We start from the raw sequence: 19,011 nt of genomic DNA, 5'->3' as shown, positions 1-19,011 counted from the left end.
ATGATAGGGGTGTTAACGAACAAGTTGTTTTAAATACTGGCCATAACCACTTTTACCATATTTTGCAGCTGTTTCCAGTAATTTTTCTTCACTAATGAATTTATTTCTGAAAGCAATCTCTTCGATACATCCAATTTTGAAGCCCTGTCTCTTTTCAATCACACTTACAAATTCCGAAGCATCATGAAGAGAATCAAAAGTTCCTGTATCCAGCCATGCTGTACCTCTGTCCAGGACACCTACTTCAAGTTTTTCATTTTTAAGATAAACATTATTGACATCGGTGATTTCCAGTTCTCCTCTTGCAGAAGGTTGTATGTTTTTAGCAATTTCCACTACATTATTGTCATAAAAATAAAGACCGGGTACAGCGTAGTTTGACTTTGGTTTTAAAGGTTTTTCTTCAATAGAAACGGCCTTGAAGTTGTCGTCAAATTCTACAACCCCATATCTTTCAGGGTCTGCGACATGATAAGCAAAAACGACGCCTCCATTAGGATTGGTTTTATTTTTTAACAAATTTCCCATTTCAGAACCGTAGAAGATGTTGTCTCCTAAAACAAGTGCTGCAGGATCATTGCCTATAAACCGGTCTCCCAGGATAAAGGCCTGTGCCAGACCGTCCGGACTTGGCTGTACAACATATTCTATATTGCAACCAATCTGTGATCCGTCTCCTAATAATTTGATAAACCCGGCCTGGTCGTGCGGGGTGGTAATGATCAAGATATCCTTAATTCCTGCCAATAGCAATGTAGATAGAGGATAGTAGATCATAGGTTTGTCATAAACAGGCATCAGCTGCTTGCTTACGGCGATGGTTAGAGGGTAAAGTCTTGTTCCGGATCCTCCGGCTAATATTATTCCTTTCATTTTATTTTGTGGATTTGTCTTTTAAGATCTTATTTACTTCAATGCTGATTTCAGTGTCTAGATTATGAATGATAATATCTGATGAAAATAAATACTGACTGGATTTTAAATTCGGATTTTCATTGTAAAATTTGATGAGGTTTTTCAAATTTTCTTCAGATAAATTCATGAAATCAAAATAGAGTTTGTCTTTTCTTGAGTAATTATTTCTTATTTTATCAAGGATGGTTCTCTTTTCTTCTGTATTTAAAACTTCAAAACTTTTCCCATTTTCATGTCGAATAGACTTTCGGAATAGTAATAAATTAGCTGTTTGCATTAATGAATTATTATATCCGCTAATTTCAATGAGTTCATCGATAAGTTTTTTCTGCGATTCAGTTGGAAACTTTGTCTGAATCACAGATTGAGCATATGATGAGACGGAGAAAATGATGAAAAATAAAAAGAAATATTTCTTCATCCTAAGAATACTGGTTTTTGTAGTATTTTTGATAATCTCCGCTAGTCACATTTTCCAGCCATTCCTTATTTTCTAAATACCAGTCAATGGTTTTTCCCAATCCTTCCTCGAAGGTTACAGAAGGTTTCCAGCCCAGATCTTTATTTAATTTATTGGCATCAATAGCATAGCGCTTATCATGACCGGGTCTGTCTTTTACAAAAGTGATTAGTTTTTCAGAATAGCCTTCAGTTCTTCCCAGTTTATCGTCCATCTGCTTGATCAGCTCCTTTACCAGATCAATATTCTGCCATTCGTTGAATCCTCCGATGTTGTAGGTTTCTCCGGTTTTGGCCTCATTGAATATCTGATGGATAGCTTTTGCATGATCAATTACAAATAACCAGTCTCTGGTATATTTTCCATCTCCATAAATGGGTAAAGGTCTTTCGTTAATGATATTGGAGATACAAAGCGGAATTAATTTTTCAGGGAAATGATTAGGCCCATAATTGTTTGAGCAGTTGGATACAATGAAGGGCATTCCGTATGTGTTTCCATAGGCTCTTACTAAATGGTCTGAAGCTGCTTTTGATGCAGAATATGGAGATTGAGGATCGTACGATGTAGTCTCAAGGAAGAATCCGGTTTCACCTAAACTTCCATATACTTCATCTGTTGAAACGTGATAGAATAGGTTTGTTCTTTTTTCATCAGGGAATCTTCCATGGGTATGGTCGGGATTCAAAGTCCAGAACTCTTTACAAAGGTTAAGAAGATTGGCTGTCCCGTTTACATTGGTATTAATAAAAGCCATAGGATCAGTGATACTTCTGTCAACATGGCTTTCTGCCGCTAAATGTACAACGGCGTCAGGATTATATTTTTCAAAAACTTCTCTTAGCTCTTCAGGTTTTGTAATATCTGCTTTTTCGAAAACATAATTAGGTTCATTTTCAATGTCCTTCAGGTTTTCCAAATTTCCGGCATAGGTTAATGCATCGAGGTTGATGATCGTAATATCCGGATTTTTTTTTACAAATTCTCTTACAACATGAGAACCGATAAACCCGGCTCCCCCTGTAATGATTACATTTTTCATTTATTTATTTTGTGATTGTCTTTCTACCTATACTCTTATAATAAAATCCGTTTTGTTCAGGGATTTCAAGTGGGTACATATTCCTTCCGTCAAAAATAACTTTATTTTTCATTTTCTTAGCCATAAGGTCAAAATTAGGATTTTTGAATTCCGGCCATTCTGTAGCAATAAATAAAGCGTCTACATCTTCCAGTGCATCATACATTCCTTTGGCATATTGTATTTTGTCACCCAGAAGCTTTTGGACATTACTTTCAGCAACGGCATCGTAGGCCACTACTACAGCTCCTTTTTCTAATAGAAGGGCAATGTTGTCTAAAGAAGAAGCTTCTCTGATATCATCAGTATTGGCTTTGAAAGCAAGACCCCACATGGCGATCTTTTTACCTGCTATATTTCCGCCAAAGTATTTTTCAATTTCAGCAACAAGAATTACCTTCTGAGAAGTATTGACATTCTCTGTAGCTTCCAGAATCTGAAAATTGAAATTTTCCTGTTTCCCGGATTTAATAAGAGCTTTTACATCTTTAGGAAAACAGCTTCCTCCATATCCAATGCCTGGGAAAAGGAACCTTTGTCCAATTCTGTCATCACTTCCCATTCCTAGCCTTACCTTATCTACGTCAGCCCCTACTTTTTCACAGTAATTGGCAATTTCATTCATAAAGGTGATTTTTACAGCAAGGAATGAATTGGCCGCATATTTTGTCAGTTCAGATGATTTCTCATCCATAAAAATGATCGGAATGCCAGTGTTGGTGAATGGCTGGTAAATTTTAGCCATAATATCTTTTGCCTTATCGGAACTTGCCCCTACAACAACTCTCGAAGGATTCATAGAATCTTCAACAGCAAAACCTTCTCTTAAAAATTCAGGATTGGAAACAACATCAAAGGGAATGTCTGTTTTAGAAGAAATCGTTTCTCTTACCCTGTCTGCGGTACCTACAGGGACAGTGCTTTTGTTAACAATAACCTTATATTCGGTCATCATTTCTCCAATGTCATTCGATACTTTTAATACATAAGAAAGATCCGCTGAGCCATCTTCTCCGGGAGGAGTAGGCAATGCCAGATAAATCACTTCACTTTTATCTAAAGCTTCTTTTAAATTGGTAGTAAAAAATAATCTTTCAGACTGGATGTTTCTAAGAAACATCTCTTCAAGGTTCGGCTCATAGATGGGAACGATGCCGTTTTTCATACCTTCTACCTTTTTTTCATCAATATCAACACAGTATACTGAATTGCCAAGTTCTGCAAGGGTAGTTCCTGTAACTAATCCTACATAACCTGTTCCTACAATCGTTATATTCAAAATGTTTGTTTTTAAAATTCAAAGACAAAAATAATAAAAATACCTTCACATGCTTGTTTAATTTAATGTAAATGATTTTCGTTGTATTTACTTGATAATAAGATAATTTTGCATTTTTGGAAAAAAAGCGTATATTTGCATTGGATTTACGGAAAAAATGGGAAGGCTTCGAAAGAAAGCCTTTTTTCGTACTGTAAATCAAGATAAAAGAATGTATGGAGTTTAAAAAAAGAATTGAAGAATTATTAAATGAATTCCTTGAGACCAGAGAAGATCTTTTTCTTATTGATCTTAAGATCTCTGCAGGGGATGATGTTACAGTGATTTTAGATGGTGATAATGGAGTTTCTTTACAGGATTGTCTTGATGCAAGCCGGGCTATAGAATTCAATATGGATCGTGAAGAGCATGATTTCAGCCTTCAGGTAATGTCTGCTGGATTGAGTGAGCCATTAGTAACACCAAGACAGTTCAATAAAAACATAGGAAGAGAGATAGAAGTGATGCTGGAGGATTCTTCTAAAACTGAAGGAGAATTGTCAAAAGTGGACGATGAAAAGATTACGCTTATTCTGCGTTACCGTAAACCGAAAGATGTTGGTAAAGGGAAAGTAGATGTAGAAGAGGAGAAAGAGATTGCTTACTCTGAGATTAAAAAAGCATTAGTAGTAATTAAATTTTAAAAAAGAAAAAAGAATAGATGGATAATATAGCGTTGATTGAATCCTTTGGTGATTTTAAAGACGAAAAAGGGATCAGTAAGATTGATCTTATGGCAATTATTGAAGATTCACTGAAGACTCTTTTGAGAAAAAGATTCGATTCAGATGACCACTTTGACGTGATTGTAAACCCGGATAAAGGGGATTTTCAGATATTTTTAAATAAAACAATTGTAGAGGACGAAATGTCTGAAGATGATGATTTGGAAATTGAAATTTCTGAAGCGAAGAAGATTGACCCTACCTTCGAAGTAGGTGAGGACTTTACAATGGAAATTCCTGTTGCACAGTTGGGAAGAAGAAATATTCTTACCCTTAAGCAGATTTTGGCTACAAAACTTCAGGAGCATAATAATGCAATGCTGTACGAACAGTTTAGAGATAAAATTGGTGAAATCGTTGTGGGTGAAATCCACCACATCCGCCACAAGCATGTGATCTTGTTGGATGATGAAGGAAACGAATTCATTTTACCAAAAGAAAACCAGATCCCATCCGATTTCTTTAAAAAGGGTGAGAATATCAGAGCTATTGTTGAGACAGTAGATTTTAAAGGTTCAAAACCGCAGATTATTATTTCCAGAACTGCACCTAAATTCCTTGAGAAATTATTAGAGCTGGAAATTCCTGAAATCCAGGATGGAACAATCATGCTGAAAAAAGTAGTGAGAATTCCTGGTGAAAAGGCGAAGATTGCAGTAGATGCTTATGATGACAGAATTGATCCTGTAGGAGCTTGTGTGGGTGTTAAAGGATCCAGAATTCATGGGGTTGTAAGAGAGTTGAGAAATGAAAACATCGATGTTATTCAGTGGTCTAAAAACCCTGAAATTTTGGTGAAGAGAGCTTTAGGAAATGTTACTGTTAACAAAATTGATATCAATGAAGATGCTAACTATGCACTAGTTTACACTCCTGTTGAAGAGATTTCTAAAGTAATCGGAAAACAAGGACAGAATATTAGACTGGCTTCTTGGTTGTCAGGATATGAAATTGATGTATACAGAGAGTCCAGCGAGGATGACGATGTTGAATTGAGAGAATTTAATGACGATATCGAGCAGTGGATTTTGGATGAGTTTAAGAAAGTAGGACTTACAACTGCAAAATCAGTATTAGATAAAGAAACTGAGAGCCTTTTAAATATGGTTGATCTTGAAGAAGAAACAATTGAAGAGGTTAAACGTATTCTGAGAGAAGAATTTGAAGATTAAGATTTAAAATAAATTTTAATAAACAGTAAAAAGGAAATACTTTAATTTTAAAAATTAAAAAACAGTAAATAATATAGATGCCAAAAATTAGATTAAATAAAGCGGTTAAGGAATTCAATATTTCGATGTCCAGATTAGTAGAGTTTTTACAATCAAAGGGTTTCGAGGTTGAAAGCAATCCTAACGCTCAATTGGAAGAATCGGCATATTCTGCATTGGAAGCTGAGTTTGCCAAAGATGGCGAACAAAGAAAAGCTTCCCATGAGGTGGTGATCACTAAAGTTCCGGAAGAAAAACTGGAAATTGAAGAGAAGAAAACCCCTGAAGTGATAAGAGCTAAAGCAAACAAACCAGAAACTAAGATTTTAGGTAAAATAGATTTAGAACCTGTTAAACCCGAAATTGAAGAAACCCCTGCTGCTCCTGTAGCGACACCGGTTGAAGAAAAGAAAGAAGAAATAGTGAAAGAAGAACCGGAAGTAAAAGCAACTCCCGAAAAGCAGGAATTTAAAGTTTTGGATAAAATTGATTTGTCTCAGATAGAATCTAGAAATAGACCAGTGAAAAAAGACAAACCAAAAATGGAGGAGAAAAAAGAAGAAACAAAACCGGTTGAACCTGTAAAAGAAACTCCAAAACCAGTGGTAGAAGAGAAAAAAATAGAAGCTCCAAAAGTGGAAGCTGAACCTGAAAATCAGGAACCTCAAAAAATTGAAACTGTTTATCAGAAACTGGACGGTCCTAAGATCGTAGGTGAAAAAATTGACTTAACTCAGTTTGCACCAAAACCAGGAGCTGGTGCCAAAAAGAAAAGAAAGAGAATTGAAAAACCAGGTGGAGGTCCAAATAACCAAGGCCAAGGTGGAAACAATCAAAACTCTGGAAATAATAACCAAGGCCAAGGTGGCCAGGGTGGAAACCGTCCGCACAATAACAATGGTGGTGGACAAGGTGGAAATCGTCCAGGACAAGGTGGACAAGGAAATCGTCCACAAGGTCAAGGCGGTCAAGGTGGAAACCGTTTCGGAAATAACCAAGGTGGAAACCGTCCAGGTGGTCAAGGAGGTGGTGGCTTCAAAAAAGGAGGTCAAAACAACAGACCTGGTCAAAGAGTTATGCCAGTTGAATTAACTGACGAACAAGTTAAAAACCAGATCAAAGAAACCTTAGAAAAACTTACCAATAAAGGAGGTAAATCTAAATCTGCAAAACACAGAAAGGATAAAAGAACGTACCGAAGAGAGCAGGATGAGCGTCAACAAGAATTTGAAGCACAGGACAGAACACTGAAGGTGACAGAATTTATCACAGTAGGTGAATTAGCAAGTTTAATGAACGTTTCTCCAACTGAAGTGATCTCTGCTTGTTTCTCACTTGGTGTAATGGTTACTATGAACCAAAGATTAGAAGCTGATACCTTGTTATTAGTAGCAGATGAATTTGGGTATAAAATTGAATTCTCAGATGCTGACCTTGAAGAAAGTGATGCTGAAGATGAAATTGATAACGAAGAAGATCTGGTTACTAGAGCTCCAATTGTTACTGTAATGGGACACGTTGACCATGGTAAAACATCATTACTTGACTACATTAGAAAAACAAATGTAATTGCAGGTGAATCTGGAGGAATTACCCAGCATATTGGTGCTTACAATGTTAAACTTGAAAACGGACAGAGAATTACATTCTTAGATACACCGGGTCACGAAGCATTTACAGCAATGAGAGCTAGAGGTGCTCAGATTACCGATATTGCGATTATTGTAATTGCAGCAGACGACGATGTAATGCCTCAAACGAGAGAAGCTATTTCTCACGCACAGGCAGCAGGGGTACCTATGATTATTGCATTGAATAAGGTTGATAGACCCAATGCAAATCCTGATAATATCCGTCAGCAGCTTTCAGGGATGAATATCCTTGTAGAAGAATGGGGAGGGAATGTTCAGGCTCAGGAAATTTCTGCGAAATTTGGTAATAACATGGATATTCTATTAGAGAAAGTATTACTTCAGGCAGAAATGCTTGATCTAAAAGCTAATCCTGGTAGAAATGCTCAAGGTGTTGTTATTGAAGCTTCATTGGATAAAGGAAGAGGATATGTTGCCACTATGTTGGTGCAGGCAGGAACTCTGAAAGTTGGAGATTACGTAGTTGCTGGTAAAAATCATGGTAAAGTAAAAGCCATGCTTGATGAAAGAGGACGAAATCTTGCGGAAGCAGGGCCATCTATTCCTGTAACAATCTTAGGTTTAGATGGAGCACCTACAGCAGGTGATAAATTCCGGGTATATGCTGACGAAAGTGAGGGTAAAACCATTGCAAATAAGAGAGAACAACTTCAGAGAGAACTTTCTATCAGAACGAAAAAACATACAACACTTGAAGAATTAGGTAGACGTATTGCTTTAGGAGAATTCAAAGAATTGAATATTATCCTTAAAGGTGACGTGGATGGTTCTGTGGAAGCACTTTCTGATCAGTTACAAAGATTATCAACAGAAGAGATCAGCGTGAAAATTCTTCACTCAGGTGTAGGACAGATCACTGAATCTGATATCAACTTAGCGGCAGCATCTGATGCAATTATCATTGGATTCAACGTAAGAGCTGGTGCTAATGCAAAAGAACTTGCAGATCGTGAGGAAATTGAAATCAGAACATATTCTGTTATCTATAAAGCAATTGATGAAGTAAAAGAAGCAATGGAAGGAATGCTTTCTCCTGAAATCCAGGAGCAGGTAATTGGTAATGTTGAAATCCGTGAGGTATTCAAGATTTCTAAAGTTGGTTCAATTGCAGGTTGTATGGTTCTTACTGGAAAGGTAACAAGACAGTCTAAAGTACGTTTGTTAAGAGACGGTATTGTGAAATTTGACGGAGAGCTTGAAAGCTTGAAGCGTTTCAAAGACGATGTAAAAGAAGTAACAAAAGGTTACGAATGTGGTCTTAACTTAAAAGGATACAACGATATTGAAATCGGTGATATTCTTGAAGTGTACGAAGAAGTAGCTGTTAAGAAAAAGCTGAAATAATATTCAGATAAATATATAAAATAAGCCGTCTCATTGAGACGGCTTATTTTTGTTTATGTTCACTGTATCTAAATCATATTCCTTTAAACTTAGTTGATTCTTTTCGCAGAGTTTTTTTCAGGTATTTACTTTATTGCTGAATTAAAACTTGAATGTTAAAATTACAATTTTATAGATAGCAGGATTGAACTAAAGAGGAATGTTTATATGTGTTATTTATGAGACAAATAGGTGAAAATGGGTGGAATCATAGTATCTGTATAAAACTTTATATGGTGCTGAAATCGATTGATTTTTTTACTTTTAAACAGCTATTTGGTTGAAAATTAGCACCATTGTAATTTAGATTAATTATAGATAATTTTTTTTTCATCGAATTATTGATTGTTAAAATGCTTTTTCAAACTATTATTTTAATTTTTGATCAATAAAAACAGGTTAATATTATGAATCATCATGTTTTTGGGAGTGTTTTCTTGTGGTATTGCAAAGAAAAACAATCTGGACGTACATATGTAATTTGCTAATGTTAATATTTATTAACATATTTGCGATTAAAATATATTAAAATTTGTTAATATGAATGTTAAACTACGTGTATTGAGCGTTGGGGCATTATTCTTTATAGGGAATGCTGTTTCTGCTCAAAAGGTTAAGAAGGATACTGCTGCCAAAGAAACTCAGATCGAAGAGGTTGTGATGGTTGGTTATGGTAAGCAGAAGAAAAGTGATGTATCAGGATCTATTACAACGGTTAAAAGTGATGTTTTACAAGACAAACCGGTTGCATCTGTTGAGTTAGCATTACAAGGAAAAGCACCTGGGGTACAAGTTGCCAACACAGGTGGTAGATCAGGAAATGAAACCAAAATCAGCATCAGGGGAAATGGGTCATTAAGTGCATCCAATAACCCACTTTACATTATTGATGGTGTCCCTCAGGAATCTTTAGGAAACCTTTCTCCGGAAGATATCAGCAGCATGGAAATCCTGAAAGATGCAGCTTCTGCAGCAATCTATGGTTCCAGAGCTTCCAATGGGGTAGTATTGGTTGAAACAAAAGGCGGTAGATATAATGGAAAACCAGCGGTTAGTTTTTCAACATCTTATGGTATTCAGGAGATTATTAAAAGACCAAGGTTGCTTAATGCTCAGCAATATAAGCAGGTACATGATGTTGCAAGACAAAATTACTTGAATGATATTGCAGCAGGTACAGCAGCACCTCCTGCTAATATGGCGACACTTACTCCAATGCCAAATACAGGGATTGATACTGATTGGATGGACTTTGTTCTAAGAACAGGATCTGTAACCAATAACCAAGTAAGTTTTACAGCTGGTGGTGAATCGTCTAAAATGTATTTCTCTGCAGGCCATATCGGGCAGGAGGGGATTATCCGTGGTGATGATTTTGAAATTTCGAGAGTAAGATTAAATGTTGAACAAAAGTTCGCAGATAATTTTAAAATTGGAGTAAATTCATATTTTACTTATTCAAGTGCAAAGCCAGTAGCTGACGATAATGATACTTATCAGCCTTATTCTAATGCAATGGCTGCTCCACCAAATTTAGCTCCTTACGCTGCAAATGGTAAAATTAACAGGTTTAATTACAACAATCCATTATGGGGCTTTGAAAGACAAGTAACTGACAAATGGCAGACTGTAGGAGCAAATTTCTTTGCAATTTATAATCCTATTAAAGAAATTACTTTAAAAACTTCCTTAAGTGGAAATATCGCTTCTCGCAGATATAACAGATTTGATGCTCCAAATACAAGAAGAGGAGAAAGAGAAGGACAGCCATGGGGATATGGAGCATATCTTACTGCTAATAACAGAGATTATCTAATAGAAAATACTGCTGCTTACGATAAAGGATTCTTTGACAATAGATTGAAGGTAAATGTAATGGTTGGGCAGTCTTTCCAAAGATGGGACTATGAGGATTCTTCAGTTTACGGAGAAAACTTCGTTTCAAATGACTTACCTTGGTTATCTGCTGCTGGTATTGTTAATAAAGGAGATTCGAATATTTATTCCATGGCATTATACTCTTTCTTTGGAAGAGCTCAGGTTAGCTGGGAAAACAAATACCACTTAATGGTTTCAACAAGATATGATGGTTCTTCTAAATTCAGAGATGGATACAGATGGGGTAGCTTCCCTGCTGCGTCATTAGGATGGACAGTGTCTAACGAAGAGTTTTTCAAAGTTCCCTTCATTAATGAATTTAAGTTAAGAGCGTCTTACGGTCTTACAGGTAACCAAACTGGTATCCCTTATTCTGCAGGTATGCAGCTAATTTCTTCAGGAGAGAACCAAAACCAGGAGCCAGGTATGGCTGTTTTATCATTAAACAGCGAAACTTTAAAGTGGGAAAAAGGAAAGTCTTTTGATGCAGGTTTAGACTTGTCAATGTTCAACAAAAGAGTAAACTTAACTGTTGACTACTATAATAAAACAACTAGTGATTTGTTATATAGACTTCCAATTGGACAGGAGTCAGGATTTAGCAATAGGTTAAGTAACATTGGAACAATCAATAATAAAGGGATTGAAATCAGTGTAGATACAAAAATCATCAGAGGAGAAAAATTCAAATGGGATTTTGGAGCGAACTTCTCTTACAACAAAAACGTTGTTGAGAAAATTGGTACTAAATCAGGCCAGTTTACAACAGGATTTGTTTCTATCGTAAAAGAAGGAGAGGCTTTAGGTTCGTTCTATTTATATGATGCAGTTGGAATTGCTCAAGAACGTTACGAATATAAAGATCAGGCTGGTAATGTAACAAAAGTGGTTCAAGCTGGTGATATGATCTATAGAGATGTTAACGGAGATGGAAAAATTGATACTAATGACAGAGTTGTATTCAATGGTGGTATTGCTCCAATGTATGGAGGTATTTCTACAACATTCACATATGATAAGTTAGATTTATCCATCAACGCACAATATTCGATTGGGAAGAAAATTTATGCTATGTACAAGCAAAAGCAGGAAGCAGGGGCACCTACAGGATACCCTTCTTACTCTCCAAACATGGTTGCTGATCAAATGAATTATTGGACTCCTGATAATAGAGATACTAATGTACCTCGTCCTCATATGGCATCCGCTGTTGCTGCTTGGAACAATGAGCAGTCAACAAGATTCTTGGAAAATGCTGATTATTTAAGAATTACTGATATCACAATAGGATATAACTTCGATAAAACTAACCTGAAATTCATTAAATCAATGAGACTTTACGCTCAGGTAAGAAATCCATTCACATTCACTAAGTATTCAGGTGTTGACCCGGAAGCTTATTACTATGACAGATCACTTAAAGTTAACCAAAGTTTTGCTGATACTTCTAAAATTTCATCAGGAGTAGATACTAATGGTATTCCAAACGTAAAAGTGTATAGCATAGGAATGAATATTAATTTTTAATTAGAATTACAATGAAAAAGATAAGCATATTACTATTAGCACTTGGATTAACATTAAGTTCTTGTGATAACGCATTAGATATAAAATCTGAGATTGCATTGGATGCAAACTCTCCATTATCTTCAGATGATGTTGATAAATTATTGATAGGATCATACAGTGTTGTTATGAATCCTAACACTTACGGATATTTTGCGATTATGGCTTCGGAAATTATGGCAAGAGATAACTATGATCCTGTTAAATTTCAATTCTTTCAGATTCAGTATCTTTATGATCATGCAACGCCTCCGGGGGATGTAATGTTGAGTTATTTCTATAAAGATTTTTATAAGGCTATCAGTAGAGCAAATACTATTTTGAAAGTTCCTACAGCTTCTAATGCTCAAAAAGGAAAAGCAAGATATGTAAGAGCTTTAACTTACCTAAGATTATATGATTTATATGAAGGAGTTCCTTTGGTTGATGAGAACTATGATTTTAATCCAATCAAAGCTTCCTCTCCTAAAGAAGTATTAAACTTCATTATCAATGACCTGAAATATGCAAAAGATAATGTAGAATCTGCAAGTGCAACTGATATTAAAACAAGACTTAAGCCTACGAAAGAAGCTGCTATGGCCCTTCTTGCAAGAGTTTATAGAATGAATGGTGATATTGCAAGTGCAGGTGCAGAAGCAGAAGCTTTGATTAAGAGTGGTAAATTCAGTATTTCTGCCAATCCAAAGAACAATGATTCAGAAGTTATATATAAGCTTGCAGGAAATTTAGCTGAAGGTAACGGAGTTTGGGGATGGATTATGAGCTATGATGCTAACACATGGAACTGCTTTGCTGCGTCAAAGAATCTGGTTGCGCTTTTAGGACCAACAGATACAAGAAAAGCATTATTTGATATAGCTGAAGCTCCATCAACAGGGAATTTTATTTTCTCAAATAAATATACCAGAGCTGAAGATTCAGATCTTTTAATCTCAAGAATTCCTGAAATGTACCTTATTTCTGCTGAAGCAGGAAATACTAACAGGCTTACTGAGTTCCAGGCTGCTAGAAAATCTAGTCTTTCTCTGGATGATGAAAGAAGAGTAGAATTATCTTTCGAGTGGGTAAGATGGTCTGATCTTAAGCTTAAAGGTGAAAAGTATAAACTGCCTTTCCCTCAGGGAGCTGTAGATGCTAATGAGTTTTTAACTAACTAATCTATAGATTATATTAATATTTAACATATTATATAGAGAACCCCTGCTCACAGCAGGGGTTTTTATTTACTATTATTTCTTATTTTTGCTGAACAATAATGAATAATGAAGTATATCCTTTTCATAATCACTTTCCTCGGTTTTGTTGCCAATGCACAGGTTGCTAAGGCAGAAAATACCCAACAAGATAAAAAGCCGGAAGACACTCTGGTCATAGACTCCGGGAAGAAAGATTCCTTGAAAATTTTTAAACCTACCATCAACGATTATCAGTACCAGACCCAGTTTTCAGGAAAAAAAGTTTTTGATACTGTAATGACTTTTGATAAGACTTATATCTTTTCACAATATAATAATAGAGACAACTTCGGAAGAATACAACCTGCCAATATTGGATCAGGATTTAATCCGTTGGTATTTGAGGTGAATGCTGAACAGAACTTATCTTTACTGCCTTCCAACAAAGCTTACATGATTCTTGGTGCTAACGATGTAAAATACTATGATGTAAAAACACCTACTGCAACATTTATCTATCATAATGCGATGAGAAATGGGGCCGCACTAAATTCTACCTATACTCAAAATATCGGGAAAAGATTCAATTTTGCCATTGAATATATGGGGCTTCGCTCACAAGGGCTTTACAGAAACTCCCTTGCAGCAAATAACAATACCATATTCTCCGGACATTATGTTTCCAAGAGTGGAAACTATGAACTTTTCGCTCACTACCTTCATCAGAATATCAACAATCAGGAAAGTGGAGGAATTACCGAAGACAATCTGTTTCAAAGTGGAGACAGTAATTATAAGAACAGGCAAAACGCTCAGGTTAATTTAGCTTCAACCAGCTCACAATATGCCTACAGAAGATATTATCTGAGTCATCAGTTTACGCCGTTCAATGCTGAAAAATTTCCCTTCAGTATCAGACATACCATTTCCCATCAGGGTAACAAATATTATTATAACCAAAATGCTTTGGAAGAATATTGGTATAAGGCCCCTACAGATTTAGTCAATGGATTTCCTTTAACAACGAAAAAGTATTCCAGCAATCTGAGTAATACTTTAAGCTTGGTTTTCAATAATGAAAAGTTTAGATTAGATGCCGGTGTACGTTATCAGATGATTAAATTTGGGATAAGAGATATAGTAGCTCTTGATGGGGTTCCTTTTCCTGGGGAGCTTAAAGAAAACAGAATTGGAGCTGTTGGAAACCTACAGGTGAAACTTTGGGATAAAGTACAATTGAACTCATTCCTTGAATTCTCAAACGGAAGCCAGTTCAAAAGTTATCTGAGAACAACAAACAATCTGAAGTTTGAGCCCATAAAAGATTACTTTGTCAATGCAAAAGTAAACTTCCAAAGCGCTTATCCGTCATTCAACTATTTATTGAATACTTCGGTATATAATAATTTCAATTATTATCTTGAAAATGCCAAGAATCAATCTGTAATGGAACTTGGAGGAAGTATTAATCTGAAATGGTTTAAAACAGAACTTTTTGCCAATTACTTCAGAATCGACAATTATACCTATTTTGATAATAATGCAGCTCCAAAACAGAGTGAAAGTTCTTTGAATATTTCTCAGATCGGAGGAGATGCCACTTTCAGTTATGGTAAATTCCATTTGAATACAAGACTGCATTTCCAGAATGCATTAACCAATAAGAATTTGCTTCCAATGCCAGGTTTTGTGGGGAGAGCAAACTTCTTCTATCAGACTCAGGCATTTAAAAAAGCAGCAGAAATTCAAGCAGGACTTAAGGTGTATTACTTCTCTAAATTTAATTCCAGAGAGTATTTCCCTGTTCTTAATGAGTATGTTCTTCCTGGTACAAATTCATTCTCCATTGGAGGGCAGCCTATTGCTGATCTATATATCAATATGAAGGTAAAGAAAATGTTCTTCTTCATAGAAGGGCAACAAATCGGAACCTTTATTTCAAATAACAAAGCTTATGCATTTCCACACTATCCGGTATATGATTTCAGACTGAATATCGGAATTCTGTGGTATTTGTTCAACTAAAAACGATACAGGTTGAAAACAATTAATAAAATATCATTTAATGATATAGAAAGCATACCTCAATTAGTAAAAGATTTTTTGAATCAGAAGATTGAGGGTTTTGAAAACAAAACATTTTCTGTGGAGCATTTCAGCCAGCAGATCCATTTAAAAAAAGATTCCTTTTCTTCGGAACAGAGGAATATATTATCTAATGTGTTTAAAAAACAGTTGTCGGATCTCACTCTTTCTTCAAAACAGAAAGAAAATCTTGAAAATCTGAAACTGCCCAATACTTTTACCATTACAACAGGACATCAGCTGAATCTGTTTTCAGGGCCGGTTTTCTTTATCTATAAAATTTTACAGACCATAAAGACCTGTACTTATCTTAAAGAATCTTTTCCGGATTTTAATTTTGTTCCGGTGTATTGGATGGCCTCTGAAGATCATGATTTTGCTGAGATCAATCATTTTAAAACGGAGAATAGTTATTATGAAACCAATGAAAAATCTGGGGGGCCTGTAGGGAGAATTCAGATTAATGATACCTATTTTATCTCCGAGTTTGAGAGAGAATTTAAGGATTCTGTTTTTGGGACAGAGTTGATCTTAATGCTCAAAGAAGCTTATAAGGAGGGAAATACTTTGACACAAGCTATCCAGATTCTGGTAAACCGTCTTTTTTCCAACTTTGGATTATTAATGCTGGATGGAGATTCAAAGGAATTAAAAGAGCAGATCAAAGAGGTTTTTAAAGATGAGCTGCTTCATTTCAGTTTACAGAAAACTTCGAGAAATAAAGTAGAGTTCCTGACTGAGAAATATGGAAAGGTCCAGGTAAATCCCCGTGAGATTAATCTTTTTTATCTTTCCGAAACCAGAGACAGGATAGACTTTAACGGGCAGAAATATTTTGTTGTAGATACAAAGATTCAGTTTACCGAAGAAGAGATCATTGCTGAACTTGAAAATCATCCGGAAAAATTCAGCCCGAATGCTTTAATGCGTCCGGTATATCAGGAAAAAGTACTTCCGAATCTGGCTTATATCGGAGGAAATGCCGAAATCATGTATTGGCTGGAACTGAAAGATTATTTCTCAAAAGTAAATATTCCTTTCCCCATCCTGATCCCAAGAAACTCTATGCTTTTTCTGAAGGAGAAAACAGTAGGGAAAATTGAAAAACTGGATCTTAAAATAGAAGATTTTTTCCAGAATTTTACAGTGATTACCAATCATAAGATTTTAAACGATAATCCTATTTTAGCATTACTGAATAAAGAAGAAGAGACTCTGGCCAACAACTTTGCAAAGCTGAAAGCTTCTGCTGAAACTACAGATAAATCCTTTGGAAATATGGTGAAAGCAGAAGAAGTGAGGCAGCTGAAATCATTTAAAAGAATGAAGAAACGTCTTCTACATGCAGAAAAAATAAAGCAGAACGAATTATTGGAAAGACTTGAAAATCTGTTTTTAGAGGTACACCCTTCTAAAACATGGCAGGAAAGAGTTTTTAACTTTAGCGTATTCTTTTCCGATGAAGGCTATCCATGGCTTGAAAATTGTTTGGAAGAGATGGTGGTTCAAGATTCCAAATTAATAATTGTTGCCATTTAATTTTAAAGAAGTATTTTTGTAAATTATAATTATCGAATATGATAAAGAGGTTTTTTATTCTATCCAGTTTATGTATGGTTTTGGGAGTTTCAGCCCAGAAATCGCACACCGTTGTACAAGGTGATAATCCTTACAACATTGCAAAGAAGTATGGAATGACTGTAGATGAATTGCTGAAACTAAACCCTAAACATAAAGATGGCAAGCTGGCTATCGGAGATGTTTTAGCCGTAAAAACAGAAAAGGCCGTAACTACGGTTGCTCCCAAAACTGCTGTACCTGAAAAAGTAGGTACTATTGCGGGAACTTCGGTGGGTAAAATTATTCTACAGCCTAAGCAAACCATCTATGGAATTACAAAACAATACAGAATCTCTGAAACTGATTTAAGAAAACTGAATCCTGAATTGGATTCTAACATGAAAATCGGTGATGAAATCACATTACCTCTTGCCAGCATTAAAAAATATGGTGGTGATCAGCCAACAGTAACGGCAACAAAACCTGTAGAAGCCCCTGCTGAAAAAACAGTGACAGCTATACCAACTACACCTGCTGTAGAAGGAGAAAGCTATGTGATACAGGCAAAAGATAATTATTACAGAATTACAAAACAGTTTGGAATCAGCCAACAGGACCTTTATACTTTAAATCCTGGATTGGAGGAAAAGGGATTAAAGCCTGGTGAAACCATCAAAATAAAAAGATCAAACACAGAACCTGTAGCTGAAACAACCAACCCAAAAACAAAAATGGACTCTGGGAATGAAAAATCATCAACAGCTTCCAGTAATGTGGTGGTGGGTGATGACTATGTTACCTATACCGTTCAGCAGGGAGATACCGTATTCTCCATTGTCAATAAGTTTGGAGTAAGTATTGATGAATTGATCGCTCTTAACCCGGATTTGTCAAAAGGATTAAAATCCGGAATGGTCCTGAAAATCAAAAAACAGGATCCTGTATACGTTAAGAAAAGCGGTGATGCATTAAGTGTTGTACTGATGCTTCCTTTCGGATATAGTACCAACGAAACTCAATACAGAGGAATGGCCCTTGATTTCTTAACGGGAGCTAAACTTGCTATTGAAAGAAATGCTAGAGGAGGTCAGAAACTGGATGTCAAAATTGTGGACTCCGGAAATGAAGCCTCTTTTAAAAACTCTCTTACGCAGATCAATCCTGAAAATACAGATCTTATCATCGGACCATTCTTTAAGTCCAATGTAATTGATGTATTGGATTTTACTAAAAATCAAAAAATTCCTGTAGTAGCACCATTTGCCAACACACCGGAATTATATAATTATAACAATCTGATCATTGTTGAAACAAACAATCAGACGTATGCAGATAAGATTGTAGAAGAAGTAAAAGCTGTATATTCAGATCAAAAAATATACATAGTGGCAGATGGTAAGAAAGAAAATGCCAATTACATCAAATCAGGTCTTGAAAAAGCAGTGAAAAATCCTAATATTGTTATTGTAAACTCTCCGGCAGATATTCAGCTGGATCAGAATATGATGACAGGTCAGTCTGCTCCGGTTATTGCTGTTTTAGCTAATGATGATATGGGAGAAGCTTTCGCTAATAAAATGATTGCTCTTTCTAAAGAAGTACAGGGGGTAAAAGCTTTCAGTATGTTCTATTCTCCTGTCTTCGAAAAGAAAGTAGATGATCTGAGCCAGGCAAGTCTGGTCTATCTGATGGACAGAAAAATTAATACCGATGGTAACTTTGAAAAAGAGATTCTTGCAGCTTACAAAAGCAAGTATTGCAAGACTCCTCCAAAATATGCGATCGTAGGTTTTGACGTGGTAAATGATATGTTGACAAGAGAAAATAAAAAAGGAGAAATTTTCAAACAAATGAATAAGGTGCAGACTCAGCTTGCAACAAAATTTGAGTTTGTAAAATCTAAGGCAAACGGAGCTTATGTAAACACGGGTTACAGAGTCATCAGATTAGTACCTTAGATGATATTTATCTTTGTGTAAAAGATATTGTTAACATTATA

Annotated in this window: 12 protein-coding genes; 8 read left to right on the top strand and 4 right to left on the bottom strand. The window is 35.7% G+C overall.

What is annotated here, in order from left to right:
* Positions 1-12: 12 nt before the first annotated feature.
* The 4 genes from rfbA to WH267_RS04925 are packed head-to-tail and all read right to left on the bottom strand — an operon-like array spanning position 13 to position 3,735.
* Positions 13-873, bottom strand: coding sequence for a glucose-1-phosphate thymidylyltransferase RfbA (rfbA, locus tag WH267_RS04940; RefSeq protein WP_123320496.1), 861 nt, complete (start codon positions 871-873; stop codon positions 13-15).
* 1 nt (position 874) lies between these two features.
* Positions 875-1,336 (bottom strand): hypothetical protein, encoded by a 462-nt coding sequence (locus WH267_RS04935; protein WP_340006199.1) that lies wholly within the window; start codon positions 1,334-1,336, stop codon positions 875-877.
* Between the two features lies 1 nt (position 1,337).
* Positions 1,338-2,417 (bottom strand): dTDP-glucose 4,6-dehydratase, encoded by a 1,080-nt coding sequence (gene rfbB / locus WH267_RS04930; RefSeq protein ID WP_340006197.1) that lies wholly within the window; start codon positions 2,415-2,417, stop codon positions 1,338-1,340.
* A 4-nt stretch (positions 2,418-2,421) separates the two neighbouring features.
* Entirely contained in the window at positions 2,422-3,735 is a 1,314-nt protein-coding gene (locus WH267_RS04925) for a UDP-glucose dehydrogenase family protein (protein WP_123320499.1), read from the bottom strand.
* A gap of 215 nt (positions 3,736-3,950) precedes the next feature.
* On the opposite strand from WH267_RS04925, the gene rimP reads away from it, so the two are divergent.
* The 8 genes from rimP (at position 3,951) to WH267_RS04885 (ending at position 18,970) form a co-directional block, all read left to right on the top strand.
* Complete coding sequence (gene rimP / locus WH267_RS04920; protein WP_115968026.1) at positions 3,951-4,418, top strand: ribosome assembly cofactor RimP; 468 nt, start codon at positions 3,951-3,953, stop codon at positions 4,416-4,418.
* Positions 4,419-4,435: 17 nt separating this feature from the next.
* The gene (gene nusA / locus WH267_RS04915; protein ID WP_089734773.1) at positions 4,436-5,671 is read left to right on the top strand and encodes a transcription termination factor NusA; all 1,236 of its coding nucleotides are present in this window, start codon (positions 4,436-4,438) and stop codon (positions 5,669-5,671) included.
* A gap of 77 nt (positions 5,672-5,748) precedes the next feature.
* Positions 5,749-8,706: a translation initiation factor IF-2 gene (infB, locus tag WH267_RS04910; RefSeq protein ID WP_340006192.1), complete on the top strand. Its 2,958-nt coding sequence runs from the start codon at positions 5,749-5,751 to the stop codon at positions 8,704-8,706.
* Positions 8,707-9,285: 579 nt separating this feature from the next.
* On the top strand, positions 9,286-12,150 hold the full coding sequence (locus WH267_RS04905; RefSeq protein WP_340006190.1) for a SusC/RagA family TonB-linked outer membrane protein: 2,865 nt from the start codon (positions 9,286-9,288) through the stop codon (positions 12,148-12,150).
* A gap of 11 nt (positions 12,151-12,161) precedes the next feature.
* Positions 12,162-13,349, top strand: a complete 1,188-nt coding sequence (locus tag WH267_RS04900) for a RagB/SusD family nutrient uptake outer membrane protein (RefSeq protein WP_340006188.1) — start codon at positions 12,162-12,164, stop codon at positions 13,347-13,349.
* Positions 13,350-13,454: 105 nt separating this feature from the next.
* Complete coding sequence (locus WH267_RS04895) at positions 13,455-15,392, top strand: putative porin (RefSeq protein ID WP_340006186.1); 1,938 nt, start codon at positions 13,455-13,457, stop codon at positions 15,390-15,392.
* Between the two features lie 12 nt (positions 15,393-15,404).
* Positions 15,405-16,991 carry a bacillithiol biosynthesis cysteine-adding enzyme BshC gene (gene bshC, locus WH267_RS04890; RefSeq protein ID WP_340006184.1) on the top strand — a complete coding sequence of 529 codons (1,587 nt, stop codon included), beginning with the start codon at positions 15,405-15,407 and terminating at the stop codon, positions 16,989-16,991.
* A gap of 38 nt (positions 16,992-17,029) precedes the next feature.
* Positions 17,030-18,970, top strand: a complete 1,941-nt coding sequence (locus WH267_RS04885; RefSeq protein WP_340006182.1) for a LysM peptidoglycan-binding domain-containing protein — start codon at positions 17,030-17,032, stop codon at positions 18,968-18,970.
* Positions 18,971-19,011 lie beyond the last annotated feature (41 nt).

The sequence above is a fragment of the Chryseobacterium sp. MYb328 genome (assembly GCF_037572595.1).
GTDB lineage: Bacteria > Bacteroidota > Bacteroidia > Flavobacteriales > Weeksellaceae > Chryseobacterium > Chryseobacterium pennae.
The sequence above is the reverse complement of the archived record's forward strand: the minus strand, read 5'-3'. Positions and strand labels throughout refer to the sequence as shown.